Below are 24,030 nucleotides of genomic sequence, written 5' to 3' on the forward strand. Positions count from 1 at the left end.
CACCCCCCCCGCCCCCGCCCCCCCGCGGCGAGATCCCGTCCCCCCCCCCCCGGGGGGCCCCCCCCCCGGGGGGGGGGGGGGGGGGGGGGGCCCCGGGGGCGTCCGGGGCCCCCCCCACTGCCGCTACTCCGTCCGCAGCCCGTCCGGCCGCATCAGTCTGAGCAGCGGCGGCAGGCTCAGCAGCGTCACCACCAGGACGACCGCGGCACCGACGCCCGTCATCGACAGCACGCTCGGCCAGTCCACGCGTACGGTCGTGTTCGTCATCCGCAGCAGGACCGCGCCCAGCGTCAGCCCCACCACCGAAGCCAGCAGCAGACCGAGGGCGATCGGGATCGCCGTCTGCCACAGCACCGACAGACTCAGCGTGCGCCGCCGGGTGCCGAAGGCGACCAGGGCCGACAACAGCTTCTTGCGCTCGCGCAGTTGCTCCAGCTGCGACACCAACAGGCTCGCCCCGATCAGCGCGAGCACGCACGCGGCGCCGACGAACAGGCCGGTGCGGATGGCGACGTAGCGCTCGGACCGGTCGAACGACTGCCAGACCAGCGGGTCGCCCAGCGGGTCGATGGTCGCCGCCGTGTTCCGTACCAGGTCGTGCACGTCCGGCACGGACTCGTCGAGCTTGAGATAGACCTGCCCTGTCAGCGCGGGCGCGGCCGCGGGCGGCACCGCCTTCGGGGTGATCAGGAAGCCGCCCCGCTCCATCCCGGTCGGGTCCTTGCGGGTCTGCGCCTGCTTCAGGTCCGCCGGCAGCACGAAGGGGGCCTCCGCGCTCTTCGGGCCGTCCTCGTAGGACGGGTCGAGGTAGAGCGTGCGGCCGGGCTTCGCCAGCTTCGGGGTGTCGGTGTCGTACACGGCGCCCTGTAGGGCGAACACATCGCCGTCCTGGCAGGAGGGCAGGTCGGCCACCTCGCGCAGCGACGCGCAGTCGCCGACGGTGACCTGGGCGCCGAGCTGCGCATCCCTGCGCCGCTCGCCGAGGTATCCCTCGGAGTAGGAGTAGACCTGGCGCACACCCTCGGTCTGCCGCAACTTCTCGGCGGCCTGGGCGAGCGGAAGTTCCTTCGGCACCGGGACCTGCATCTGGGCCCGTGTCACGTCGTAGCTCGTGTTCTTCGTGTAGTCGCTGTCCACCCCGGCGAACAGCATCTGCAGTGCGATCGCCCCGGCCACCGCGACGGCGATGCCGTTGACCATGCGGGCCGCCGTGCCGCTGCTCAACTGCAGCCTGCGTACGGCCAGCTGCCAGGCCACGCCGCCCCCACCGAGCCGTCCGACGACCGCCTCGACGATCCACGGCAGCAGCGCGGTGACGCCGATGAGCAGCAGGACGACACCACCGGTGACGAGGTACTGGTTGAAGTCGCCGTTGTCGCGCCCCTGCCCGACCATCGGGTAGAGCATCGCGAGCCCGGCCAGCGGCAGCAGCAGCCGCCACCACAGTCGGCGCCGGGCGGGCTGCGCCGTACGCACCACACCGAGCGGCTCGATCACCACACGGCGCAGCGCGAGCAGCGTGACCAGCACGGCGGCCGCCGGTACGGCGAGGCCGACCAGCAGGGCCAGGGCGGGGGAGGGGTTGAGGTAACTCGGGTACACGCTGATGTCGAACACCTCGATCGAGCCCGCTACCTGACGGCCGATCAGGAAGAAGCCCGCCCCGAGGACCAGCCCCAGCACCGCGCCCGCGAGCGCCTCGCCGGCGGCGATCCGCCGGGTGGCCCGGCTGTCGGAGCCCACCAGCCTGAGCGCCGCGAGCCGCCGGTCGCGGCTCTCGCCACCGAACCGTACGGCCGCGGCGATGAAGATGGCGACCGGCATCAGCAGGACGACGAAGACGACGAGGATCAGCAGGAGCAGGACGGGGTCCAACTCGTCGGACGTCTGCTGGGTGACCCCGAACCGCTCGATCCGCGCCGCCCCGCCTCCGTCGAGCCCGTCGGCGAGGCCCTGGCCGCCCCGGTAGAAGGCGAGCTCGGCCGAGCCGACCAGCCCGCTCTCGTTGATCGTGCCGACGATCCGCTGCGGCAGCCGCTCCCGCAGCAGCTTCCCGGAATCGGACTCCAGGAGGTCCTTCAGCGCGCGGGAGACCACCATCTCGCCCTGCGCCGGGAACTTCTCCACCCCCGGCGGCAGCGGTGCCCGCGGTCCCTCCGGCTCCATCTCCCGTCCCCGTACGTTCTTGTCGCGGAAGGCCGTGTCGGCGTTCGCGATCAGGAGGGAGTGGTCCGACCTGGACACCTTGGTGTCGGTGTCGCCGTAGTAGAGGTCGTTGCGGGCGTTCTCCCGGTCGTTCCGCGCGGCCAGCGCGTTCGGCACCGCGGTCGTCAGCAGCAGCAACGCCACCCCGAGCCCCACCCCGACAGCCGTGAGCAGCGCCCGCAACCACCCCTCGCGCCCGCCGGCGAACGCGAACCTGACCCCCATGGCAAGGTCCCTCGTCCACTGCCTGAGGCTCATACGACCCGCTCCATGTCCCGGGACTTCCCGTCCCGTACGACGATCTCGCGGTCGGAGTAGGCGGCCACCCGCGCCTCGTGCGTGACCAGCACGACGGCGGCGTTGGTGGACCTGGCGGCGTCCGTGAGCAGCTCCATCACGCGCTCGCCGTTGAGGGAGTCGAGTGCGCCGGTCGGCTCGTCGGCGAACAGCACGCGCGGGTTGGTGACGAGGGCCCGGGCGACGGCGACCCGCTGCCCCTGCCCGCCGGACACCTCACCGGGCCGCTTCTTGCGCAGGTCGTCGACCTCCAGCCGCTCCATCCACGACAGCGCGGCCCGCTCCGCCTCCTTGCGGGAGGTGCCGTTCAGCCTGAGCGGCAGGGCGACGTTCTCCACGCAGGTCAACTCGGGCACCAGCTGCCCGAACTGGAAGACGAACCCGAACTCGCTGCGCCTGAGCGCACTGCGCCGGGCGTCGTTCATGGTGGCCATCTCGAGCCCGTTGTACGTGATCGACCCGGAGTCGGGCGGCACGATCCCGGCGAGACAGTGCAGCAAGGTCGACTTGCCGGACCCGGACGGGCCCATCACGGCGACGACCTCACCGGCGTGGATGGAGAACTCGGCACCGTCGAGGGCGACGGTCGGCCCGTACGCCTTGCGCAGCTCGTCGGCGGCGAGCAGGGAGCCTGCGGGCGCGGTCACTTGGTCACCACCTCGGCGAGCTTCTCCAGCCGCGCGGCGGTCAGCTCCAGCCAGCGCAGGTCGGCTTCCAGGTGGAACAGCGCGTGGTCGCAGATCAGCTGGTCGGCCAGGTCGCCCTTGCGCTTGCGGTCGGTGAGGATCCGCATCATGCGCAGGTGCTCGGCGCGCTGGGTGTCGAGGATGTCGCCCGCGTCGCGCCGGGTGAGCAGTGCGAGGACGACCTTGGTGTACAGCGTCGACTGGAGGTACGGCTCCGGCTTCTCCGGGGTCGCGAGCCACCGCTGTACGTCGGTGACGCCGGCCTCGGTGATGGCGTACCGCTTCCGCTCCGGCCCGTCGCCGGGTTCGATCCCGTCGACCTCGACGAGCCCGTTCTTCAGCAGGCGGGACATCGTCGAATAGACCTGGCCGTAGTGCAGCGGCCGGTCGTGACCGAACTTCTCGTCGAAGGCCCGCTTCAGGTCGTAACCGTGACGGGGGCCGGACTCCAGGAGTCCCAGGAGGGTGTGACCGATGGACATGGAGAGGACTGTACACGGGGTGTATACCTCGTGTGTATAGACCGAGGAATCCGGGCAGGGACCGAGGCTTCAGGCATTCGGGCGCCGGACCGGGAGTGCTCAGGCGGGGTCGGAGCCCCCGGGCGGCCGTCCCCGCCGGGGGATCGGCCTGGCCTCCCCCGGCAGCCGCCCGGCCTCCGCGAGCGCGCGCCGCAGCAGGAACTCGATCTGTGCGTTCGCCGAGCGCAGCTCGTCCCCGGCCCACCGGGCCAACGCCTCGTACACCGCAGGGTCCAACCGCAGCAGCACCTGCTTGCGCTGCTGCGGCCGACGTTGAGGGGCCGGGCCCTCTGAGGGATCCGTCACTGGTACAGGGTCCCCGTGTTCAGGACCGGCTGCGGTGCCCGGTCGCCACACAGCACCACCATCAGGTTGGACACCATCGCCGCCTTGCGCTCCTCGTCCAGTTCCACGATGCCCTGCTCGGAGATCCGGGCGAGCGCCGCCTCGACCATGCCCACCGCTCCGTCCACGATTTCCCGCCGCGCCGCGACGACCGCGCCTGCCTGCTGCCGCTGGAGCATCGCCGAGGCGATCTCGGGGGCGTAGGCGAGGTGCGTGAAGCGGGACTCGATGATGGAGACGCCGGCCGCCTCCACGCGTGCGTGCAGTTCGACGGCGAGCTTCTCGGTGATCTCCTCGGCGTTGCCGCGCAGCGAGAGGCCGTCCTCCTCGTGGGCGTCGTACGGGTACTCGATGGCGATGTGCCGAACCGCCGCCTCGGTCTGGGTGGAGACGAACTCCAGGAAGTCGTCCACCTCGAAGGTGGCCTGCGCGGTGTCCTCGACCCGCCACACCACGACCGCGGCGAGCTCGATGGGGTTGCCGTAGGCGTCGTTGACCTTGAGGACGGCGGTCTCGTGGTTGCGGACGCGGGTGGAGATCTTCTCCCGGGAGGTGAACGGGTTCACCCAGCGCAACCCGTCCTCGCGGATCGTCCCCCGGTAGCGCCCGAAGAGCTGGACCACCCGGGCCTCGCCCGGCGCCACCGTGTTCAGGCCGCACATGGCGATGAAGGCGGAGAGGGCTATCACGATGCCGACGATGATCAGGGCCGCCTTGGTGCCGGTCGCGGTGAGCGTCGTGGCGGTGACGATCATGCCGATGCCGAGCAGCAGGCCGACCAGCCCCAGCAGCAGCGCGAGGGCGCCGCCGATGCTGTGCGCGGCGAACTCCCGCACGCGTGGGGCGGGCATTCTGGGCAGGTCGGTGGTGGGCGCGGAGTCGTGCGTGGACATGGGTCCCCCCGGTTCTCGTACTGCGAAAGACGAACTGCGAAAGACGAAGTCTGCCTAGCTTCGTTCTATCTAAGTGATAACACTTTACCCCGGCACGGCAACCCTGAAGCCCTCTCGGCGGTCAGGTTCCATGGACGCAGGTGCTGATTCTCACGTCCGTAAAAGACCGGATCGAAGGCCCTTTGTCACAGAGAGCGGTGTTAGCTTTCTGAGCTGACTTGGACCACCAGCCTGTGTGACAGCCGAGAAGGAAGCGGAGCGAGCGGACTCATGGGACGAGCGGAAGAGAGACGAGCGCGGCAGCGCGGTGGTCGCCGCGCGGCGCCCAAGAACCGCCGTTCAGCGGCCGCCGCGGGCGGCAAGCCCGGGAAGAGCGTCATACGCAGGCTCTTCACCTGGAAGAAGATCCTCGGCACCTTCTTCGGCCTCTGCCTGCTCGGCATCGGCGCGTTCATCGCGCTGTACATGATGGTGGGCGTCCCCAAGGGCAACGCGGCCGCCCAGCAGCAGAGCAACGTCTACAAGTACAGCGACGGCACGATCCTGACCCGTAAGGGCGAGACCAACCGCGAGATCGTGGATCTCAGCGTGGTCCCCAAGCCCGTCCAGTACACCTTCGTCGCGGCGGAGAACAAGTCCTTCTACACGGACGCCGGCGTCGACTTCAAGGGCACCGCCCGCGGTCTGATCAACACGCTGTCCGGCAAGGGCAAGCAGGGTGGCTCGACGATCACCCAGCAGTACGTCAAGAACTACTACCTGAACCAGGACCAGACCGTCACGCGCAAGCTGAAGGAACTGGTCATCTCGTTGAAGGTGGACCGCACCACGTCCAAGAGCGACATCCTCGCGGGCTACATCAACACCAGCTACTACGGCCGCAGCGCCTACGGCATCCAGGCCGCCGCCCAGGCCTACTACCGCGTCGACGCCAAGGACCTCACCGTGGAGCAGGGCGCCTACCTCGCCGCACTGCTCCAGGCCCCCAGCCAGTACGACTGGACGGCCGCGAGCGACACCGGCAAGGCGCTGGTCACGGAGCGCTGGAACTACGTCCTGGACAACATGGTCGAGGAGGGCTGGCTGAGCAAGGCCAAGCGCGACGCCATGACGTTCCCGAAGCCGAAGGAGCCGAAGGGCGCCCCCGGCCTGGACGGCCAGAAGGGCTACCTGGTCGACCTCGCCAACCGTCAGCTCGAGGACCAGCTCATGCAGGAGCAGGGCATCTCGCGGGACGAGGCCGAGGCGCAGGTCGACAACCAGGGCTGGACCATCACCCTGAACATCGACAAGAAGGAGCAGGCCCAGCTGGAGAAGGCGGCCAGGACCCAGCTGACCAGCAAGCTGGACCCCGAGAAGCGGCCGGTCGACAAGAACATCCAGGCCGGTGCCGTCTCCGTGGACCCCAAGACGGGGAAGATCCTCGCGCTGTACGGCGGTGAGGACTACTACAAGCACTACCGCAGCAACGCGACCCGCGCCGACTACCAGCCCGCGTCGACGTTCAAGCCGGTGATCCTCGCCGCCGCGCTGGAGGAGAACGCGAAGACGCAGGACGGCAAGCCGATCACCGCGAGCACGATCTACGACGGCACCAGCAAGCGTCCCGTGGAGGGCAGCGACATCGCCTTCTCGCCGGAGAACGAGGACGACCACAACTACGGCGACGTCACCGTCCAGACGGCGATGAACAAGTCCATCAACTCCGTCTTCGCCCAGCTGGGCGTAGACGTCGGCATGGACAACGTCCTCGAGGTGGCCGCCAAGCTCGGCATGGACACCGCCGACCTCAAGGCGGTACCCGCACAGACCCTCGGCACCATGGGCGCCAGCCCACTGCAGATGGCCGGCGTCTACGCCACCCTCGACAACCACGGCAAGAAGGTCACGCCGACCATCCTCAAGTCGGCCGAGCACAACACCCGCACGGTCGAGCTGCCCGACCCGATCGGCGAGCAGGTGCTCAGCCGTGAGACCGCCGACACCGTCACCTCGGTCCTGACCGGTGTGGTCGACGACGGTACGGCCCGCACCTCCGTCCGCGACAACGCCGAGCGCGACGGCCAGCAGGTCGCCGGCAAGACGGGTACCTCCGACGACAACAAGTCGGCCTGGTTCACCGGCTACACGCCCGACCTGGTCACCTCGGTCGGCCTGTTCGGCGAGGACGCGAAGACCAGCGCGCAGACCAAGATGTATGGCGCGGGCGGCGAGGACCGGGTCAACGGCGGCGGCTTCCCGGCGCAGATCTGGGCGGCGTACACCTTCGGCGTCTCGGCCAAGAACTCCAAGTTCGACCTGGACACCGACCAGGGCGCGGCGGTCCAGCCGACGAAGTCGCCGACCCCGACTCGCACCCCCACCCGGACCCCGACCCAAGAGCCGACCACCGAGCCCCCGTCGACGGAGCCCGAGACCTCGGAACCGGCGACGACATCGCCTCCGGCGCAGACCCCGTCGACGACTCCGACGAGCAAACCGCCAACAACTCCGACGACATCGCCTCCGGCGGACAACACCAGCCCGGAGGACCCGCTGGACCCGAGAGACGACGACCTCTAGCAACAGCAAGGGCGCCCGGTACGCACCGGGCGCCCTCGGCGTTCCCAAGGGGCGCGGGGAACTGCGCGACAAGCCACAACGAACCCGCAGCCGCCCTACGACCAAAACCCCCGCGGCGCCGGCGAACCCCGCCCCACCGCCGGGGGTATCAGGCCTCAGCTGCTGTTCAGCTCGAACCAGACGACCTTCCCCGTGCTCAGCCGCGTCGCCCCCCACCGCCGGGCCAGCCGGTTGACCAGGTACAGGCCGCGTCCGCCCTCGTCGGTGGCGCGAGCCTGCCGCAGCCGAGGCAGTTGCGGCACGTCGTCCCCGACCTCGCAGCGCAGCACGTCCGTCCGCAGCAGCCGCAGTGTGATCGGCCGGGTCGCGTAGCGCACGGCGTTCGTCACGACCTCGCTGACCAGCAGCTCCACGGAGTCGGTGATGTCCTCCATGCCCCAGCGGGACAGCGCCCGCCGGGCCAGCCGCCGGGCCCGGCCCGGGGCCGCGTCCTCCGGCTCCAGGAACCAGTAGGCCACGTCACTCGGCGCGATCCCGTCGAAACGGGCGGCGAGCAGGGCGATGTCGTCGTCCCGGTCGCCCGGGCCGAGCATGTCGAGCACCTCGTCGCACAGCGCTTCGAGGGGCGGCGGATGGTCGGGCCCGGTGAGCTGCGCGGTGGCGGCGAGCTTCTCGCGCAGCTGCTCTATCCCGGTCCACACGTCCCGCAGACGCGACTCGACGAGCCCGTCCGTGTACAGGAGCAGGGTCGCTCCGGCCGGGGCGTCCAGCTCCACGGCCTCGAAGTCGACGCCGCCGACCCCGATCGGCGCGCCCGGCGGCACCCGCAGCACCTCTGCGCGGCCGCCCAGGTGCAGCAGGACCGGCGGGGGATGGCCGGCGTTGGCGATGGTGATCCGGTGCGCGACCGGGTCGTAGACGGCGTACAGGCAGGTCGCCATGCGGTCGGTGCCGAGCCGCTGGGCCTGCTCGTCGAGGTGGTGCAGGACTTCCTGCGGCGGCAGGTCGAGCCCGGCGAGGGTCTGCGCGGTGGTCCGCAGCTGGCCCATGATCGCGGCGGACGTCATGGAGTGCCCCATGACGTCACCGACCACCAGCGCCACGCGACTGCCCGGCAGCGGGATCGCGTCGTACCAGTCGCCGCCGACCCGCGCGGTCTCGGCGGCCGGCAGATAGCGGGACGCCAGCCGCACGCCCGTGGGCCGCGGCAGCGTCTCCGGCAGCATCGTGCGCTGCAGCTCGTCGGCGATGTACGCCTCACGGCCGTACAGCACCGCCTTGTCGATGCCGAGCGCGCTGTGCGTGGCGAGCTGGGCGGCGACCAGCAGGTCGTCCGGCTCGAAGTCGATGCGCTCCGGGCGGCGCAGGAACAGCGCCGCACCGATCACCCGCCGCCGGCCGCGCAGCGGGGCGAGGATCGCGCGCTGCCCGGCGGGTACGGCGAACTCGGAGCTCTCGCCGAGAAGTTCGGTCAGCGCGGCGCGTACGTCCGAGGTGTCGGTGAAGACGGGGCGCACCCCGCGCAGCACCTCGGCGAGCGCGCTGCCGGGCCGTACCTCGCACAGTTCGGTGCCGATCGTGTCCAGCTCGGACGGCTCCGCCTGGAGCGCGGAGCTGAACCCGCCGTCGGTGTCCCGCTCCTCCGGGATCCGGTCGGTCCGGCGCAGCCGCAGCACCAGAGGCCCGGTGGGCCGCTCGTCGCCGACCGGCAGCGGGTCGCGCAGATAGACGAGGATGGCGTCGGAGAAGGTCGGCACGGTCGCCCGGCACAGCCCCATCACGATCTCGTCGAGGTCGATGCCACGGGCGATCCGCCGGGTCGCGGCTCCCACGAACCGCAGCCGGTCCCCGTCCCGCCGCATCGGCGTGGGCCGGCCGGGCGGCAGCCCCTGTCCGGAACGGCGCTCCGCGCTGGTGGCGGCGCCGTCGGTGCCCGGCTGGGCCGGGATCACCTCGGACACGGGCCGCGGACGGTGCGTGTCGGGCTCCGCGGAGGCGGCGGGCTGGGAGTGCTCGGGGTCGGTACCTACGGCTCTGGTGTCCTTACCGCTCGATGTCGTCGTGCCGGGACCGGCGGGCGGCGTCTCGCCGGCGCGTGCCTGTGCCGGTAAGGCGCCGGCGCCGGGCGCGTGCGACGGCGTATCGGCGCTGTGCGGATGCGACGGCGTCGGGGTACGCAGGAGCGCCCCGCGGGGATCCGCGGGGGCGACGCCCGCCTGGGGGCGTTCGAAGGAGGTCGGCTGCTCCGTCACGCGTGTCGAATCCGTCCGTCCGGCGCTGAATGCCGCGCGTGCAGTTGGTCCCGCCGAAAACCCGATACCCGGAATACGTGTCCCAGGAACGGATTTCCCGCGTGGTCAGAGGCTGTTTCTGTGCCAGCGGCGAAAACGCTGCCGTCCGCACCGGTGTTGCCCTCGTACCCCTCGCTCACGTCCTGCCGCCCCTCGGTGACGATCGGTCAAGCCCAGAGCGTGCTCCGGTAGTTACCACTGCGCGCCCTTGCGGAGGACGATCCTACGTTTCTTGCCCGGGGGCGCATCAAGGGTCTCATGACGACATGTGCGCGGGCGTACGATCCCAGTCCTCGGGCAGGGCCGGGACACTCCAGGACGGATCGGGACGCCAGTGCTGCCATCCGTCCGAGAACGGCGGCCCCCAGTCCCGGATCACCTCCACCACACGGTGGCCCGCCTCCCGTACCTTCCGCGCCCGTTGGCCGTCCATCAGCCCGTCCCGCTGGGCCTGCGCGAACTCGTCCTCGTCCAGCCAGCGCCAACTGCGGTCGGACTGGACGGAAATGTCGAGGAAGTGATCCTCGGAGTCCACCCCGCCGTCCCAACGCGCCAGAGGCTCCTCCAGGTTCACGTACCAGTTCTTGAACCGCCACCCCGGTTCCCAGAACAGCCACACCGACCACGGCTCGCCGGGCCGCGCGAGCTTCAGCACACCCGTCCCGAACCACCGGTCGCGCTGCACGGACCGCGGCTTGGTGTAGCGGCTCTCCAACGGCTCGACGTGCACGGGCGTACCGTCCGCGAGCACCGGCTTCACGCACTCGGTGCCCGGAGCCATCCACACGGCGAGCAGTTCACTGTCGTCCCGCACGACGGTGACGGGACGCACGATGTGGAACCGCGCGCCGCCGTTCTCCCGGTAACGCCACAGGATGTGACTCCCTGGCGCCCAGAACACCGCCGACCCGCCCGCGTTCACGTCGGCTCTCACCGCTCCACCGTCTGCCATGCACAGATATTAGGTGCCATAGGCATACGACGCTGCGGCGCGTGTCACGGTTCACGCGCGGAGGGCGACGGGTGCGCGATTGGTTACGGGTGCGTCATCCGCAGGACATCCAACGCCTCGTCGAGTTGTTCGGCAGTGAGGTCGCCACGCTCCACGTACCCGTTCTCGACGACGACCTGACGGATGGTCTTCCGCTCCGCCAGAGCCTTCTTGGCGACCTTCGCGGCCTCCTCGTACCCGATGTACTTGTTGAGCGGGGTCACCACGGAGGGCGACGACTCGGCGTACTCACGTGCCCGCTCGCGGTGGGCGACGACGCCGTCCACCGTCCGGTCGGCGAGCAGCCTCGACACGTTGGCGAGCAGCCGGATCGACTCCAGGACGTTCTTGGCGATGACGGGCAGCATCACGTTCAGTTCGAAGTTGCCGGCGGCTCCGGCGGTGGCGACGGTCGCGTCATTGCCGATGACCTGGGCGGAGACCATGAGCACGGCTTCCGGGATCACCGGATTGACCTTGCCGGGCATGATCGAGGAGCCGGGCTGGAGGTCGGGGAGACTGATCTCGGCGAGGCCGGTGCGCGGACCGGAGGCCATCCACCGCAGGTCATTGGCGATCTTCGTCAGCCCGACGGCGATGGTCCGCAACTGCCCGCTGGTCTCGACGATCCCGTCCCGGGCCCCCTGCGCCTCGAAGTGGTCGCGCGCCTCGGTGAGCGGCAGCCCGGTGGTGCGGGCGACTTCTTCGATGACGGCGGCGGAGAACCCGGGGGGCGTGTTGATCCCGGTCCCGACGGCGGTCCCCCCGAGCGGCAGCTCGGCAAGGCGCGGGAGGGAGGCCTGCAGCCGCTCGACGCCGTACCGCACCTGCGCCGCGTACCCCCCGAACTCCTGCCCCAGGGTCACCGGAGTGGCGTCCATGAGGTGGGTCCGCCCCGACTTCACGACGTCGGCGAACTCGTCCGACTTGCGGGCCAGGGAGTCGGCGAGGTGCTGGAGCGCCGGGACGAGATCCCGGGTGACGGCGGCGGTGGCGGCGATGTGGATGGACGAGGGGAACACGTCGTTGGACGACTGGGACGCGTTGACGTGGTCGTTGGGGTGTACGTCCCTGCCCAGCCGCTCGGTCGCGAGCGTGGCGATGACCTCGTTGGTGTTCATGTTGGACGAGGTCCCGGACCCGGTCTGGAACACGTCGACCGGGAAGTGTTCGTCCCAGTCCCCCCGGGCGACCTCGTCGGCCGCCTCCTGGATGCTCTCGGCGATGTCCTTGTCCAGCACCCCGAGACTCGCGTTGACCTTGGCGGCTGCTCCCTTGATCCGGGCGAGCGCTTCGATGTGGGCCCGTTCGATCCGCTGCCCGGAGATCGGGAAGTTCTCCACGGCCCGCTGCGTCTGGGCCCGCCACTTCGCGTCGGCGGGCACCTGCACCTCGCCCATGGAGTCGTGCTCGATCCGGTAGCGCTCGTTGCCGTCGTCGGCAGTCGTCGTCATCGTCGTACCTCCGGTAGGAGAGCATGGCCGCGCGAGGGCGTATTCCCCTGCTGGTTCCCCTGTCAGCATGATCTTCACGAACCGGGTTGTCGCGACGACGAGCCCCACCGTTCTTCGACCGACCGAGACGGGTGGTGGGCTCAGCCCGTCCGGCGCTTGAGGACGAGGCCGTTCAGGCCGATGGGGTCTGGGGCGCGGCCCCGTCGAGGTGCGGGGGCGGAGCCCTGGCGGGGTCGAAGGGGCGGAGCCCCTGGGTGACGGGACGGGTAGGGGCGGCGGGGGAGACATCCCTCCCCGGCCGCCCCGTCGGCGCTACGCCAGCCCAGGCCCCCGCACCGGAATCGACGTGAACGTGGGCGCGGGCGCCGGGTCCTGGAAGAAGTCGTTGCCCTTGTCGTCGACGACGATGAACGCCGGGAAGTCCTCGACCTCGATCTTCCAGACGGCCTCCATGCCGAGCTCCTCGTACTCGACGACCTCGACCTTCTTGATGCAGTCCTGGGCGAGGCGGGCGGCGGGGCCGCCGATGGAGCCGAGGTAGAAGCCGCCGTGGGTGTCGCACGCGTTCGTGACCTGGGCGGACCGGTTGCCCTTGGCCAACATCACCTTGGAGCCGCCGGCGGCCTGGAACTGCTCGACGTAGGAGTCCATGCGGCCGGCCGTCGTCGGGCCGAAGGAACCGGACGCGTAGCCCTGCGGGGTCTTCGCGGGGCCCGCGTAGTACACCGGGTGGTCCTTCAGGTACTGCGGCATCTCCTCGCCCGCGTCCAGCCGCTCCTTGATCTTGGCGTGCGCGATGTCGCGGGCCACGACCAGCGGACCGGTGAGCGAGAGGCGGGTCTTGACGGGGTACTTGGTCAGCTCGGCGAGGATGTCGTCCATCGGCTGGTTCAGGTCGATCTTGACGACGTCACCCTCGGTCTCCAGGTGCTCGTCCGTCGTCTCCGGCAGGAAGCGCGCCGGGTCGGTCTCCAACTGCTCCAGGAAGACGCCCTCGGCGGTGATCTTCGCGACCGCCTGACGGTCGGCGGAGCAGGAGACCGCGATGGCCACCGGGCAGGACGCGCCGTGCCGGGGCAGGCGCACCACGCGTACGTCGTGGCAGAAGTACTTGCCGCCGAACTGCGCCCCGATGCCGATCTTCTGCGTCAGCTCGAAGACCTTCCCCTCCAGCTCCTTGTCCCGGAAGCCGTGGCCCAGCTCCGAGCCCTCGGCGGGGATCTCGTCCAGGTAGTGCGCGGAGGCGTACTTGGCCGTCTTCAGCGCGTACTCCGCGGACGTACCGCCGACGACGATCGCCAGGTGGTACGGCGGACAGGCGGCCGTACCCAGCGAACGGATCTTCTCCTCCAGGAACTTCATCATGGAGGACTCGTTCAGGACGGCCTTCGTCTCCTGGTAGAGGAAGGACTTGTTGGCGCTGCCGCCGCCCTTCGCCATGAACAGGAACTTGTAGGCGCCGCCGTCCGTCGCGTACAGCTCGATCTGCGCCGGCAGGTTCGAGCCGGTGTTCTTCTCGTCCCACATGGTGAGGGGGGCCATCTGCGAGTAGCGCAGGTTCAGGTTCAGGTACGCGTCGTAGATGCCGCGGGACAGGGCCGACTCGTCGCCGCCGTCCGTGAGCACGTTCTGGCCGCGCTTGCCCATGACGATCGCCGTGCCGGTGTCCTGGCACATCGGCAGCACGCCCGCGGCCGCGATGTTCGCGTTCTTCAGCAGGTCCAGCGCCACGAACTTGTCGTTGCTCGACGCCTCGGGGTCGTCGATGATCCGGCGCAGCTGGGCCAGGTGGGCCGGGCGCAGGTAGTGCTGGATGTCATGGATGGCCTCCTCGGCGAGCTTGCGCAGCGCCTCCGGCTCGACCTTGAGGAACGTCCGCCCGTCGGCCTCGAAAGTGGAGACACCCTCGGAGGTCACCAGCCGGTACGGGGTGGTGTCCTCTCCCATGGGGAGCAGATCGGTGTACGCGAACTCAGGCATCTCGCCCATTCCTCACTCGACAGACGGCCGCTGGCCTCCATTGGCAGCGCCCACCAGCGTAGAACCTGCCGCTGACAGCGGTCTTGTGAGGTAAGGCTCAGTTCGTGGGATCGAAGCCGGGTCGAGGTTGTCCACACCCCTAGTCGCGATCTATCGCGTTTGGGTACGCTGCTGCCGTGGACCTTCAGAAGCACACCGAACCGCAGGTGCAGTCCCCGGCCGAACTCCGCGCCTCGGACGCCGACCGCGACCGGATCGCCGACATCCTCCGCGAGGCCCTCGCGGAGGGCCGCCTCACCGCCGACGAGCACGCCGAGCGCGTCGAGGGGGTGCTGAACGCCAAGCGGCTCGGCGAGCTGGAGGTCTTCATCCGGGACCTGCCGGCCGCCCACGAGCGCCGGGCCACCCCGCTCTACACCCCGGCCCCGAACCGCCCCACCGACGCGATCCCGCACGACCCGGACGACAACGTGGTCGCGGTCTTCAGCAGCGCCGTCCGCAAGGGCCGCTGGCGAGCGGGCCGCCGTATCCACGCGTACGCCGTGTTCGGCTCCGTGGAGATCGACCTCAGCGAGGCGATCTTCGAGTACCGGCAGGTCGTCATCAAGGCGATCTCGGTCTTCGGCAACGTCGAGGTCCGCGTCCCGGAGAACGTCTCGCTGCGCGGCACCGGCGGTGGCGTCCTCGGCAACTTCGAGGTGGACACGCTGGATTCGACGGATCCCGACGCGCCCGTCGTCTACGTGGACGGCTGGTCCGTGCTCGGCAACATCGAGGGCAAACCCAAGCGCGGAAAGCTCGTCGCGGACATCCTGGACCGCGTGCACCGCAAGGTCGACAGGAGTTTGCGCAAGCACCTGGATCATTGACGGTTGTGAATTCGACGGCATGCGCAGCCGAGGGATCGTCGTCCGTCGCGCCTGAGAGCGCGTACAAGCCCCTGGATCCCAGCGGTTGGGAACTCAGTGCATAGGCGCGCGCACAGCGGGTAGGCCTTGCTGCATCGTCGCTCGCTCGCGAAGCCGTCGTCAGGAGTAGACCGTGCTGCAACCGCCGCATTCGTCCCTGCAGGTCGCTGCCGTTCCGGCCCAGCGGGTGCCAGTGCGGGACAGGGACCAAGACGCACCCTGGCACACCGAGGCGGTGTGCCGGCGCGACGAGGCCGGCCTGTTCTTCGCACCGTCCAAGGAACCCACCGCCGCCCGGCTGTCCCGCGAGGAGGCCGCGAAGCGTGTCTGTGGGCGCTGTCCGGTCATGGTCGAGTGCCGCGAGCACGCGCTCCTGCAACCGGAACCGTACGGCGTCTGGGGCGGCCTGACCGCCGCGGAACGCCGAGTGGTCCTGGCCAGGCGCCGCCGCCGCGACCTGGAGCTGAAAAAGGCGACGAGGCCGGCGGACCGCATAGCGGCCGCGGGCTGACCGGCCCGCCCGACATACGCCGAGGGGCGCCCCCACCGCACCGGGGGCGCCCCTTCGACGCTGGACGGGGGTTGCGCACCAACCCCCGGCGGACCTACTTCGCCTTGTCGAAGTCGATCGCGCTGTAGGCCCGCAGCTTGCTCAACCGGTGCTCGGAGTCGATCCGCCGCACCGTCCCCGACTTCGACCGCATGACGATCGAGTCGGTGGTCGCGGTCTCCGACCGGTACCGCACGCCCCGCAGCAGCTCACCGTCGGTGATGCCCGTCGCCACGAAGAACACGTTCTCGCCGGAGACCAGGTCGTCGGTCGTCAGCACACGGTCCAGGTCGTGCCCCGCGTCGATGGCCCGCTGCCGCTCCTCGTCGTCCTTCGGCCACAGCTTGCCCTGGATCGTGCCGCCCAGGCACTTCACGGCACAGGCGGAGATGATGCCCTCCGGCGTGCCGCCGACGCCGAGCAGCAGGTCGACGCCGGTGCCCTCGCGCAGCGCCAGGATCGATCCGGCCACGTCACCGTCGGAGATCAGCCTGATGCGCGCGCCGGTCTCCCGAACCTCCTCGATGAGGCCCTGGTGCCGCGGCCGGTCCAGGATGACGACGGTGACGTCCTCGGGTGTGGACCGCTTGGCCTTGGCGACCCGGCGGATGTTCACGGACACGGGCGCGTTGATGTCGACGAAGTCGGCGGCCTCGGGGCCGGTCACCAGTTTGTCCATGTAGAAGACGGCGGACGGGTCGAACATCGACCCGCGGTCGGCGGCGGCCAGCACGGCGATCGCGTTGGTCATGCCCTTCGCGGTCAGCGTGGTCCCGTCGATCGGGTCGACGGCGATGTCGCACTCGGGCCCGGTCCCGTCGCCGACGCGCTCCCCGTTGAAGAGCATCGGGGCCTCGTCCTTCTCGCCCTCCCCGATGACGACCACGCCGTTCATCGAGACGGTGGAGACGAGCGTCCGCATGGCCCGAACCGCGGCACCGTCGGCGCCGTTCTTGTCGCCGCGCCCGACCCAGCGGCCCGCGGCCATGGCCGCGGCTTCGGTCACCCGGACGAGTTCCAGGGCGAGGTTGCGGTCGGGAGCTTCGGAGGGAACCTCGAGCTCGGACGGCAGATGATGATGCTCGGTCATCGGAGCGCACCTTTCTGATACGGCGACGGCCGGATGAGGGTATGGGCCCGACTCTATCGTCAGGCAGACAAAATGAGCAGGGGGCCCCACGGATGAGCGGACCAGGGCACCTGCGACGATAGGGGCGTGGCAGGTTCGAACGGTAAGCAGAAGACGGTCCGGGACATGATCCTCTCCCTGGGTCTGATCGGGCTCATGGCGGGTGTCATCTACCTCTTCATCCCGCACGACGACTCCGATCCGGAGATCAAGAAGGTCGACTACCGCGTCGAGCTGCTCACGGCACGCCGCGCCGCGTCCTACCCGGTGGCGGCGCCCGAGGGTCTCTCCGCGGGCTGGAAGGCCACCTCCGTCCGCTATCAGGGCGACAACTTCGACACCTGGCACCTGGGCTTCCACGCCCCCGACGGGGAGTACGTCCAGGTCGAGCAGTCGACTCAGAAGCCGTCGGCGTTCATCGACGAAGCCAGCCAGGGCGGCGAGGCGACGAAGACCACCCAGGAGATCGGCGGCCGGACCTGGACGCGGTACACCGGAGGCCGGTACGACGCGCTCGTGCACCAGGGTGACGGGGCGACGACGGTGGTGGCGGGCACGGGCTCGTTCGAGCGGCTGACGGAGATGGCCGGGTCGCTCAAGACGGCGTGAGCCGCGTCGGCGGGACGAAGACCCCGGCGCGCACAGGCAGGACGCGGGCTCTCGTGCGACAGGCATGACGAAGGCCCCCGGCGTTGCCGCCGGGGGCCTTTCGTGTCTGTGGGTCGTTCGCTCAGACGGTGGTGACGACCTCGTCGTAGGCCAGACGCGGGGAGCGCGGGAACCAGGCGTCGTCGCCCGGCTTGCCGATGTTGACGACCATCAGCGGGGTGTGGTCGTCGTCGAGGAACTCCTTGCGGACGCCCTCGAAGTCCAGACCGGTCATCGGGCCCGCGGCGAGACCCGCGGCACGGACGCCGATGATGAAGTACGCGGCCTGAAGGCCGGCGTTCAGCGCGGCGGCACCCTCACGGGCGGAGCGCTCGCCGAAGAAGACGTCCTTGGCCTGCGGGAAGTGCGGGAAGAGCTCCGGCAGCTCCTCGTGGAACTCGTTGTCCGCGGAGAGGATCGCGACCAGCGGGGCGGTGGCCGTCTTGGGCCGGTTGCCCTCGGCCATGTGCTGGACCAGGCGCTCACGGGCCTCGGCGGAGCGGACCAGGGTGACGCGCAGCGGGGACTGGTTGAAGGCGGTCGGACCGTACTTGACCAGGTCGTAGATCGCCTGCACCTGCTCGTCGGTCACCGGCTCGTCGGTGAAGGTGTTCGCGGTACGGGCCTCACGGAACAGGAGGTCCTGGGCGGCGGGGTCAAGGACGAGAGACATGAATGAACCTTCTCGAGACGTACGTCGGGTCTGGGGTACCGGACCGGCTGACATCGACGACCGTACGTGAATGAAGTTCAACCTTCAACAAAAACCGGAGCGTGGTGATCCGCCTCACAGGGCCGGAGGCCGCCCTCTCGTCGCCGCGGGGGCTGCCCCGCTTCCCGGCCGCTCCTCGTACCTGGCCGCTACTCGGCGTCGCCGGTGCCTTCCCGGTCAGCCGGCGCCTCCTCCGCGAGGGCCGCGTCCAGCCGTGCCCGCGCCCCCTCGAGCCAGCGCCGGCACACCTTGGCCAGCTCCTCGCCCCGCTCCCAGAGCGCGAGGGACTCCTCCAGCGTCGTACCGCCCGCCTCCAGCCGCCGCACCACGTCGATCAGCTCGTCCCGCGCCTGCTCGTACCCGAGCGCCTCATCCACCTTGCTGCTCATTCGCCCACCCTAGAGCCTGTCCGGTGGCCCACCACGGGGCCGCGGGGCCTGGCACGCACATCTGCCGCGTTGTCGTCAGTCGCCGACTCCCCCACTCTCGACTTCGCTCGAGCGGGGGGACCCCCATCGCGTCGACTCCCTCCTCCGCCTTGCAGCCGCACGCACCAGGCCCCGCTCACCCGTGCCTATTCGGCGCGGTGAGTCGGCGTCGGGCTGGTCCGCCGGAAAGGCCCTGCATCGACTCGAACCACGAACTCACCCTCGGCGACCCGCGCCCGCAGGACCTCGTCCCCCGTGACCTCGTCGGGGTCGCGGACGACGTGGCCGTCGGTCTTCTGGAGCACGGCGTACCCCCGCTTGAGGGTGGCGGCGGGGGAGAGGGCCACCACGCGTGCGTGCGTGTGCGTCAGCTCGGAGTCGGCGCGGTCGAGGTGATGGCCGAGGGTGCGCCGGCCGCGGTCGAGCAGGGCCGCGACCTGGTCGGCCCGCTCGTCGATCATCCGGTGCGGATCCTCTATCACCGGCCGGGCGAGCGCCTGGGCGAGCCCGCGTTCCTCCCGGTCGACGAACGCCTGCACACACCGCCGGGCCCGGTCCCGCAGCATCCGCACCCGCTCGAACTCCTCACCGACGTCCGGCACCACCTTCTTGGCGGCGTCGGTCGGGGTGGAGGCGCGCACATCGGCGACATAGTCGAGGAGCGGTGTGTCGGGTTCGTGCCCGATGGCGGACACGACGGGCGTACGGCAGCTCGAGACGACCCTGATCAACTGCTCGTCGGAGAACGGCAGCAGATCCTCCACGCTGCCGCCCCCGCGCGCGACGACGATCACGTCCACCTCGTCGATCTCGTCGAGCTCCTTCACGGCCTGCACGACCTGCGGCACGGCGTGCACCCCCTGCACGGCCACATTGCGCACCTCGAAGCGGACGGCGGGCCAGCGGTGCCGGGCGTTCTCCAGCACGTCCCGCTCCGCGGCGGACGCCCGCCCGCAGACCAGCCCGACGAGCTGGGGCAGGAAGGGCAGCGGCTTCTTGCGCTCCGGCGCGAACAGCCCCTCGGCGGCGAGGGTCTTCTTCAACTGTTCGAGCCGGGCGAGCAGTTCGCCGACGCCGACCGGCCTTATCTCCGCGGCCCGCAGCGAGAGCTGCCCCCGCGGGGCGTACCACTCCGGCTTCGCGAGGACGACGACCCGCGCACCCTCGCTGACGACATCGGAGACGGCGTCGAACACCTGCCGATAACAGGTGACGCCCACGGAGATGTCGTACGACGGATCCCGCAACGTGAGAAAGACGACCCCCGCTCCCGGCCGCCGCGACAACTGGGTGATCTGCCCCTCCACCCACACCGCCCCGAGCCGGTCGATCCACCCTCCGATGAGCCGGGAGACCTCACCGACGGGCAGGGGCGTTTCGGGGGACGTGTTGACAGCCATGCCGCGAGGGTAACGGCCGCGTACGACAACGCCCCGTCGTGCGTCGCCCGGTCTCGCGAGTGCCCCGTGCGCGTGGTCCTCGCCGCACGCCCGCCCCGCTCACCGCCGGTCTCCCCACCGGCCCGGCGCCCGGGCGATCTTCGACCCGCCGAACGCGGCCTTACGATGGGGTGCATGACTGCTTCGCCTGGCCGCCGTGTCCTGCTCGCCGCCCCCCGTGGCTACTGCGCGGGTGTGGACCGCGCCGTGATCGCCGTCGAGAAAGCCCTGGAGCAGTACGGCGCTCCCGTCTACGTCCGGCACGAGATCGTCCACAACAAGTACGTCGTGCAGACCCTGGAGAAGAAGGGCGCCATCTTCGTCGAGCAGACGGAGGAGGTGCCGCCGGGCAACATCGTCATGTTCTCGGCGCACGGCGTCGCCCCGACCGTCCACGACGAGGCCCAGCAGGGCCGGCTCGCCACCATCGACGCGACCTGCCCGCTGGTCACCAAGGTCCACAAGGAAGCCGTCCGCTTCGCGAGCGAGGACTACGACATCCTCCTGATCGGGCACGAGGGCCACGAGGAGGTCATCGGCACCTCCGGCGAGGCCCCCGACCACATCCAGCTCGTCGACGGCCCGGCCGACGTCGCCAAGGTCGAGGTCCGCGACGAGTCGAAGGTCGTCTGGCTCTCCCAGACCACCCTCTCCGTCGACGAGACCATGGAGACCGTCGACGCCCTGAAGGAGAAGTTCCCGCAGCTCATCTCCCCGCCCAGCGACGACATCTGCTACGCCACGCAGAACCGTCAGCTCGCGGTGAAGCAGATGGGCGCCGAGGCCGAGCTGGTGATCGTCGTCGGCTCCCGCAACTCCTCCAACTCCAAGCGCCTGGTCGAGGTCGCCAAGCTCGCGGGCTCGCGGGAGGCCTACCTCGTGGACTTCGCCGACGAGATCGACGAGGCGTGGCTGGAGGGCGTGTCCACGGTCGGCGTCACCTCCGGTGCCTCCGTGCCGGAGATCCTGGTCGAGCAGGTCCTGGAGTGGCTGTCGCAACGCGGCTTCGAGGACGTCGAGTTGGTCAAGGCGGCCGAGGAGTCCATCATCTTCTCCCTGCCGAAGGAACTGCGCCGCGACCTGCGCGAGGAGGCGGCGGCGCTGATGGAGCAGCGCGGTGGATCCGGTGCGGATGGTGTGTGAGAAGTCCTCGGCCGATGCCTGAGGGCACCTCGGCCGAATAACTGTCAGTCGTCCGTCGTAACGTAGAGCCATGCAGATCTTCGGCGTGGACATCGGTGGATCCGGGATCAAGGGCGCCCCTGTGGACCTGGACAGGGGCGACCTGGCGGACGAGCGTTTCAAGGTGCTGACTCCGCATCCGGCGACCCCGGACGGGGTGGCCGACGGCGTCAAGCAGGTCATCGACCACTTCGGCTGGACCGGACCGGTGGGGCTCACCTTCCCGGGTGTGGTGACCGGCGGGGCCACGATCCGTACGGCGGCCAATGTCGACAAGGGCTGGATCGACATGGACGCGCGGGCGCTGTTCAGCGACCGTCTGGGCGGCCTGCCGGTGACGGTGGTCAACGACGCGGACGCGGCGGGCGTCGCCGAGATGAACTTCGGCGCCGGCCAGGGCCGCAAGGGCACGGTCGTCCTGCTCACCTTCGGCACGGGCATCGGCAGCGCCGTCTTCGTCGACGGCGTCCTCGTCCCCAACACCGAGCTGGGTCACCTGGAACTGCACGGGCACGACGCGGAGACGCGCGCCTCCAGCAAGGCCAGGGAGGTCGAGGACCTGACGTGGGAGCACTGGGCCCACCGCGTCCAGAAGTACCTCGCCCACGTCGAGATGCTCTTCTCGCCGGAGCTGTTCATCATCGGCGGGGGCGTCAGCCGAAAGTCACAGAAGTTCCTGCACCACATCGAGGGCATCAAGGCGGAGATCGTCCCGGCGCAGCTGCTGAACAACGCGGGGATCGTGGGGGCGGCGATGCACGCGGTCGAGGGGAACTAGGGATCACACGGGCGGGCGGTTTCTCGCGGCCCGGCGGTTCATCAGGCGGATCTTCCGAACCGTGGCGATCAGGCCGGCGATGAGCGTACCCCCGTACAGCCACCCGGCCTGCGTGGCGAGCGCCGTGAACAGCCCCATCAGCCGCCCGCCGGCCCCGCCCCCGGTCTCGGCCACGGGGATGAGCCCCACGGCGAAGGCGATCGGTACCACGATGGGGGCGGTCAGCAGATCGCCCCGCCGGATCCACACGGCGGTCACCACGCACACCGGCAGGAACAGGACGCCGTACACCGTGAGTGAGGCGCCGAACAGCAGCTGGTCGAGGCAGCCCAGCGCGAGCATCAGCGCCGCGCAGAACAGCCCGCCGCCGAGCCCGGTCAGCCGCGGGTTGGGCATCCGGCGTACGGACTGGACGATCGGCGGCGCGGTCGACCGTACCGCCGCGGGCCGCCGTGGCGGCACACCACCAGGCGCCGAAGGCGAACCGGTTCTGCCGGCCTTCGCGCTCCGTGTTGCCTGGGGCGGCAGGGGCGGCGGCACACCGCGTCGCGTTCCGTCGTGCGGGGATCGTGTCCTGTGTTGCTCCACCGGACCAACTTAGGTCGTTTTATGTGTCGAATCGCTCCTCAGACACGCCGTCGACCGGACCTTGGCCAAGCATTCGACACGTCGCCGGGGCGGGAGCGGGCACGCCGTAGACTGGTGGATCGGCCCCCAGGGGCCTGACGCCAGGGGCCCGCCCCCGGTCCTCTCGCCAGCCCTCTCACTCCGGGAAGTCGCACCGTGTCGCTCACGATCGGAATCGTCGGACTGCCGAATGTCGGCAAGTCGACCCTGTTCAACGCCCTGACCAAGAACGACGTGCTGGCGGCCAACTACCCGTTCGCCACGATCGAGCCGAACGTCGGCGTGGTGGGCGTCCCGGACGCCCGGCTGACCAAACTGGCCGAGATTTTCTCCTCCCAGCGGATCCTCCCGGCCACCGTCGACTTCGTCGACATCGCGGGCATCGTGAAGGGCGCCTCCGAGGGCGAGGGCCTGGGCAACAAGTTCCTGGCGAACATCCGTGAGTCCGACGCGATCTGCCAGGTCATCCGCGCCTTCAAGGACGAGAACGTCGTCCATGTCGACGGCAAGGTCTCGCCCAAGGACGACATCGAGACGATCAACACCGAGCTGATCCTCGCGGACCTCCAGACGATCGAGAAGGTCCTGCCGCGCCTCCAGAAGGAGTCGCGGATCAAGAAGGACATCGCCCCGAAGGTGAAGGCCGTCGAGGAGGCGAAGGAGATCCTGGAGAAGGGCGACACGCTGTTCTCGGCGGGCATCGTCCAGGGCTCCGGCAACGAGGAGCTGCTGCACGACCTGCACCTCCTCACCACCAAGCCGTTCCTCTACGTCTTCAACGTCGACGAGGACGAACTGGTCGACGACGACTTCAAGGCCGAGCAGCGCGCCCTCGTCGCCCCCGCCGAGGCGATCTTCCTCAACGCCAAGCTGGAGCAGGACCTCGCCGAGCTCGACGAGGAGGACGCGATGGAGCTCCTCCAGTCCGTCGGCGCCGAGGAGCCCGGCCTCACCACCCTCGCCCGCGTCGGCTTCAACACCCTCGGCCTCCAGACCTACCTGACGGCCGGCCCCAAGGAATCCCGCGCCTGGACCATCAAGAAGGGCGCCACCGCCCCCGAGGCCGCCGGCGTCATCCACACCGACTTCCAGAAGGGCTTCATCAAGGCGGAGGTCATCTCTTTCGGCGACCTGGTGGAGACCGGTTCGGTGGCCGAGGCCCGCGCGAAGGGCAAGGCCCGCATGGAGGGCAAGGACTACGTCATGCAGGACGGGGACGTGGTGGAGTTCCGCTTCAACGTGTGATCGCCCGCGGAATGTCAGAAGGGGCCGGTTCCGCCGGGACCGGCCCCCGTCGGTGGCGCCGGTCGGCACCACCGACACCCCTTACCGGCGTTCGGTCCTCCCCTTCGCGAGCCCGGCCACCAGGCCCAACAAACGCGACAGTTGACGCCTGCCCATAAC

At 70.0% G+C, this 24,030-nt stretch carries 21 protein-coding genes; 7 read left to right on the top strand and 14 right to left on the bottom strand.

The annotated features are described in order from the left end of the window. Positions 1–123 precede the first annotated feature (123 nt). The 5 genes from ACFWWR_RS15540 to ACFWWR_RS15560 form a co-directional block, all read right to left on the bottom strand. Positions 124–2,463 carry an FtsX-like permease family protein gene (locus ACFWWR_RS15540; protein WP_383858088.1) on the bottom strand — a complete coding sequence of 780 codons (2,340 nt, stop codon included), beginning with the start codon at positions 2,461–2,463 and terminating at the stop codon, positions 124–126. Beyond that, the gene (locus tag ACFWWR_RS15545) at positions 2,460–3,149 is read right to left on the bottom strand and encodes an ABC transporter ATP-binding protein (protein ID WP_384303652.1); all 690 of its coding nucleotides are present in this window, start codon (positions 3,147–3,149) and stop codon (positions 2,460–2,462) included. The genes ACFWWR_RS15540 and ACFWWR_RS15545 overlap by 4 nt, the downstream gene beginning before the upstream one ends. After that, positions 3,146–3,670 (bottom strand): PadR family transcriptional regulator, encoded by a 525-nt coding sequence (locus ACFWWR_RS15550; RefSeq protein WP_383858094.1) that lies wholly within the window; start codon positions 3,668–3,670, stop codon positions 3,146–3,148. Before ACFWWR_RS15550 ends, ACFWWR_RS15545 begins: the two co-directional genes overlap by 4 nt. A gap of 99 nt (positions 3,671–3,769) precedes the next feature. Next, entirely contained in the window at positions 3,770–4,015 is a 246-nt protein-coding gene (locus ACFWWR_RS15555) for a hypothetical protein (RefSeq protein WP_383858097.1), read from the bottom strand. Next, positions 4,012–4,947 carry an SPFH domain-containing protein gene (locus ACFWWR_RS15560; protein ID WP_383858100.1) on the bottom strand — a complete coding sequence of 312 codons (936 nt, stop codon included), beginning with the start codon at positions 4,945–4,947 and terminating at the stop codon, positions 4,012–4,014. Before ACFWWR_RS15560 ends, ACFWWR_RS15555 begins: the two co-directional genes overlap by 4 nt. Before the next feature lie 270 nt (positions 4,948–5,217). On the opposite strand from ACFWWR_RS15560, the gene ACFWWR_RS15565 reads away from it, so the two are divergent. Further along, positions 5,218–7,509, top strand: a complete 2,292-nt coding sequence (locus ACFWWR_RS15565; RefSeq protein WP_384303654.1) for a transglycosylase domain-containing protein — start codon at positions 5,218–5,220, stop codon at positions 7,507–7,509. A gap of 155 nt (positions 7,510–7,664) precedes the next feature. Here the strand turns inward: ACFWWR_RS15565 and ACFWWR_RS15570 are convergent, their stop codons facing one another. The 4 genes from ACFWWR_RS15570 to ACFWWR_RS15585 all read right to left on the bottom strand — a co-directional run bounded on the left by ACFWWR_RS15570 (position 7,665) and on the right by ACFWWR_RS15585 (position 14,225). Further along, positions 7,665–9,761, bottom strand: a complete 2,097-nt coding sequence (locus tag ACFWWR_RS15570; protein WP_383858105.1) for a SpoIIE family protein phosphatase — start codon at positions 9,759–9,761, stop codon at positions 7,665–7,667. A 295-nt stretch (positions 9,762–10,056) separates the two neighbouring features. Further along, entirely contained in the window at positions 10,057–10,752 is a 696-nt protein-coding gene (locus ACFWWR_RS15575; RefSeq protein ID WP_383858108.1) for a DUF402 domain-containing protein, read from the bottom strand. An 83-nt stretch (positions 10,753–10,835) separates the two neighbouring features. Beyond that, on the bottom strand, positions 10,836–12,245 hold the full coding sequence (locus ACFWWR_RS15580) for a class II fumarate hydratase (RefSeq protein WP_383858111.1): 1,410 nt from the start codon (positions 12,243–12,245) through the stop codon (positions 10,836–10,838). A 312-nt stretch (positions 12,246–12,557) separates the two neighbouring features. Then, complete coding sequence (locus ACFWWR_RS15585; RefSeq protein ID WP_384303656.1) at positions 12,558–14,225, bottom strand: fumarate hydratase; 1,668 nt, start codon at positions 14,223–14,225, stop codon at positions 12,558–12,560. A 176-nt stretch (positions 14,226–14,401) separates the two neighbouring features. Between ACFWWR_RS15585 and ACFWWR_RS15590 the strand changes: the two genes are divergently transcribed. After that, positions 14,402–15,094 carry a DUF1707 domain-containing protein gene (locus ACFWWR_RS15590; RefSeq protein ID WP_383858116.1) on the top strand — a complete coding sequence of 231 codons (693 nt, stop codon included), beginning with the start codon at positions 14,402–14,404 and terminating at the stop codon, positions 15,092–15,094. A 172-nt stretch (positions 15,095–15,266) separates the two neighbouring features. Then, positions 15,267–15,644, top strand: a complete 378-nt coding sequence (locus ACFWWR_RS15595) for a WhiB family transcriptional regulator (RefSeq protein ID WP_217241151.1) — start codon at positions 15,267–15,269, stop codon at positions 15,642–15,644. Between the two features lie 94 nt (positions 15,645–15,738). On the opposite strand, the gene glpX is transcribed toward ACFWWR_RS15595, so the two are convergent. Then, complete coding sequence (glpX, locus tag ACFWWR_RS15600) at positions 15,739–16,773, bottom strand: class II fructose-bisphosphatase (RefSeq protein WP_217241150.1); 1,035 nt, start codon at positions 16,771–16,773, stop codon at positions 15,739–15,741. Between the two features lie 126 nt (positions 16,774–16,899). Here glpX and ACFWWR_RS15605 point away from each other — a divergent pair, with 126 nt between their 5' ends. After that, positions 16,900–17,421 carry a DUF4245 domain-containing protein gene (locus ACFWWR_RS15605; protein WP_383858119.1) on the top strand — a complete coding sequence of 174 codons (522 nt, stop codon included), beginning with the start codon at positions 16,900–16,902 and terminating at the stop codon, positions 17,419–17,421. A gap of 121 nt (positions 17,422–17,542) precedes the next feature. Here ACFWWR_RS15605 and ACFWWR_RS15610 read toward each other — a convergent pair whose 3' ends face one another. The 3 genes from ACFWWR_RS15610 to xseA all read right to left on the bottom strand — a co-directional run bounded on the left by ACFWWR_RS15610 (position 17,543) and on the right by xseA (position 20,000). Then, positions 17,543–18,133, bottom strand: coding sequence for a malonic semialdehyde reductase (locus tag ACFWWR_RS15610; protein ID WP_383858122.1), 591 nt, complete (start codon positions 18,131–18,133; stop codon positions 17,543–17,545). 188 nt (positions 18,134–18,321) lie between these two features. Further along, positions 18,322–18,561: an exodeoxyribonuclease VII small subunit gene (locus ACFWWR_RS15615; RefSeq protein WP_383858124.1), complete on the bottom strand. Its 240-nt coding sequence runs from the start codon at positions 18,559–18,561 to the stop codon at positions 18,322–18,324. Between the two features lie 185 nt (positions 18,562–18,746). Beyond that, a complete protein-coding gene (gene xseA / locus ACFWWR_RS15620; protein ID WP_384303658.1) occupies positions 18,747–20,000 on the bottom strand; it encodes an exodeoxyribonuclease VII large subunit in 1,254 nt (417 codons plus the stop codon). A gap of 165 nt (positions 20,001–20,165) precedes the next feature. Between xseA and ACFWWR_RS15625 the strand changes: the two genes are divergently transcribed. Both ACFWWR_RS15625 and ppgK read left to right on the top strand, forming a co-directional pair. Continuing rightward, positions 20,166–21,182, top strand: coding sequence for a 4-hydroxy-3-methylbut-2-enyl diphosphate reductase (locus tag ACFWWR_RS15625; RefSeq protein ID WP_383858129.1), 1,017 nt, complete (start codon positions 20,166–20,168; stop codon positions 21,180–21,182). 70 nt (positions 21,183–21,252) lie between these two features. Next, positions 21,253–21,999, top strand: a complete 747-nt coding sequence (gene ppgK, locus ACFWWR_RS15630; protein ID WP_383858131.1) for a polyphosphate--glucose phosphotransferase — start codon at positions 21,253–21,255, stop codon at positions 21,997–21,999. A 3-nt stretch (positions 22,000–22,002) separates the two neighbouring features. Here the strand turns inward: ppgK and ACFWWR_RS15635 are convergent, their stop codons facing one another. After that, entirely contained in the window at positions 22,003–22,587 is a 585-nt protein-coding gene (locus ACFWWR_RS15635; protein WP_384303660.1) for a DUF6542 domain-containing protein, read from the bottom strand. Between the two features lie 195 nt (positions 22,588–22,782). Here ACFWWR_RS15635 and ychF point away from each other — a divergent pair, with 195 nt between their 5' ends. After that, on the top strand, positions 22,783–23,871 hold the full coding sequence (ychF, locus tag ACFWWR_RS15640) for a redox-regulated ATPase YchF (RefSeq protein WP_383858137.1): 1,089 nt from the start codon (positions 22,783–22,785) through the stop codon (positions 23,869–23,871). The last annotated feature ends 159 nt before the right edge of the window (positions 23,872–24,030 follow it).

Source organism: Streptomyces sp. NPDC058678 (assembly GCF_042714835.1).
GTDB lineage: Bacteria > Actinomycetota > Actinomycetes > Streptomycetales > Streptomycetaceae > Streptomyces.

Bases quoted from the DNA above. Each gene is read 5' to 3' on its own strand.
- ACFWWR_RS15540 (WP_383858088.1), bottom strand. From the start codon at position 2,463: ATGAGCCTCAGGCAGTGGACGAGGGACCTTGCCATGGGGGTCAGGTTC.
- ACFWWR_RS15625 (WP_383858129.1), top strand. From the start codon at position 20,166: ATGGGGTGCATGACTGCTTCGCCTGGCCGCCGTGTCCTGCTCGCCGCC.
- ACFWWR_RS15585 (WP_384303656.1), bottom strand. From the start codon at position 14,225: ATGCCTGAGTTCGCGTACACCGATCTGCTCCCCATGGGAGAGGACACC.
- ACFWWR_RS15580 (WP_383858111.1), bottom strand. From the start codon at position 12,245: ATGACGACGACTGCCGACGACGGCAACGAGCGCTACCGGATCGAGCAC.
- ACFWWR_RS15615 (WP_383858124.1), bottom strand. From the start codon at position 18,561: ATGAGCAGCAAGGTGGATGAGGCGCTCGGGTACGAGCAGGCGCGGGAC.
- ppgK (WP_383858131.1), top strand. From the start codon at position 21,253: ATGCAGATCTTCGGCGTGGACATCGGTGGATCCGGGATCAAGGGCGCC.
- xseA (WP_384303658.1), bottom strand. From the start codon at position 20,000: ATGGCTGTCAACACGTCCCCCGAAACGCCCCTGCCCGTCGGTGAGGTC.
- ACFWWR_RS15565 (WP_384303654.1), top strand. From the start codon at position 5,218: ATGGGACGAGCGGAAGAGAGACGAGCGCGGCAGCGCGGTGGTCGCCGC.
- ACFWWR_RS15610 (WP_383858122.1), bottom strand. From the start codon at position 18,133: ATGTCTCTCGTCCTTGACCCCGCCGCCCAGGACCTCCTGTTCCGTGAG.
- ACFWWR_RS15550 (WP_383858094.1), bottom strand. From the start codon at position 3,670: ATGTCCATCGGTCACACCCTCCTGGGACTCCTGGAGTCCGGCCCCCGT.
- ACFWWR_RS15560 (WP_383858100.1), bottom strand. From the start codon at position 4,947: ATGTCCACGCACGACTCCGCGCCCACCACCGACCTGCCCAGAATGCCC.
- ACFWWR_RS15575 (WP_383858108.1), bottom strand. From the start codon at position 10,752: ATGGCAGACGGTGGAGCGGTGAGAGCCGACGTGAACGCGGGCGGGTCG.
- glpX (WP_217241150.1), bottom strand. From the start codon at position 16,773: ATGACCGAGCATCATCATCTGCCGTCCGAGCTCGAGGTTCCCTCCGAA.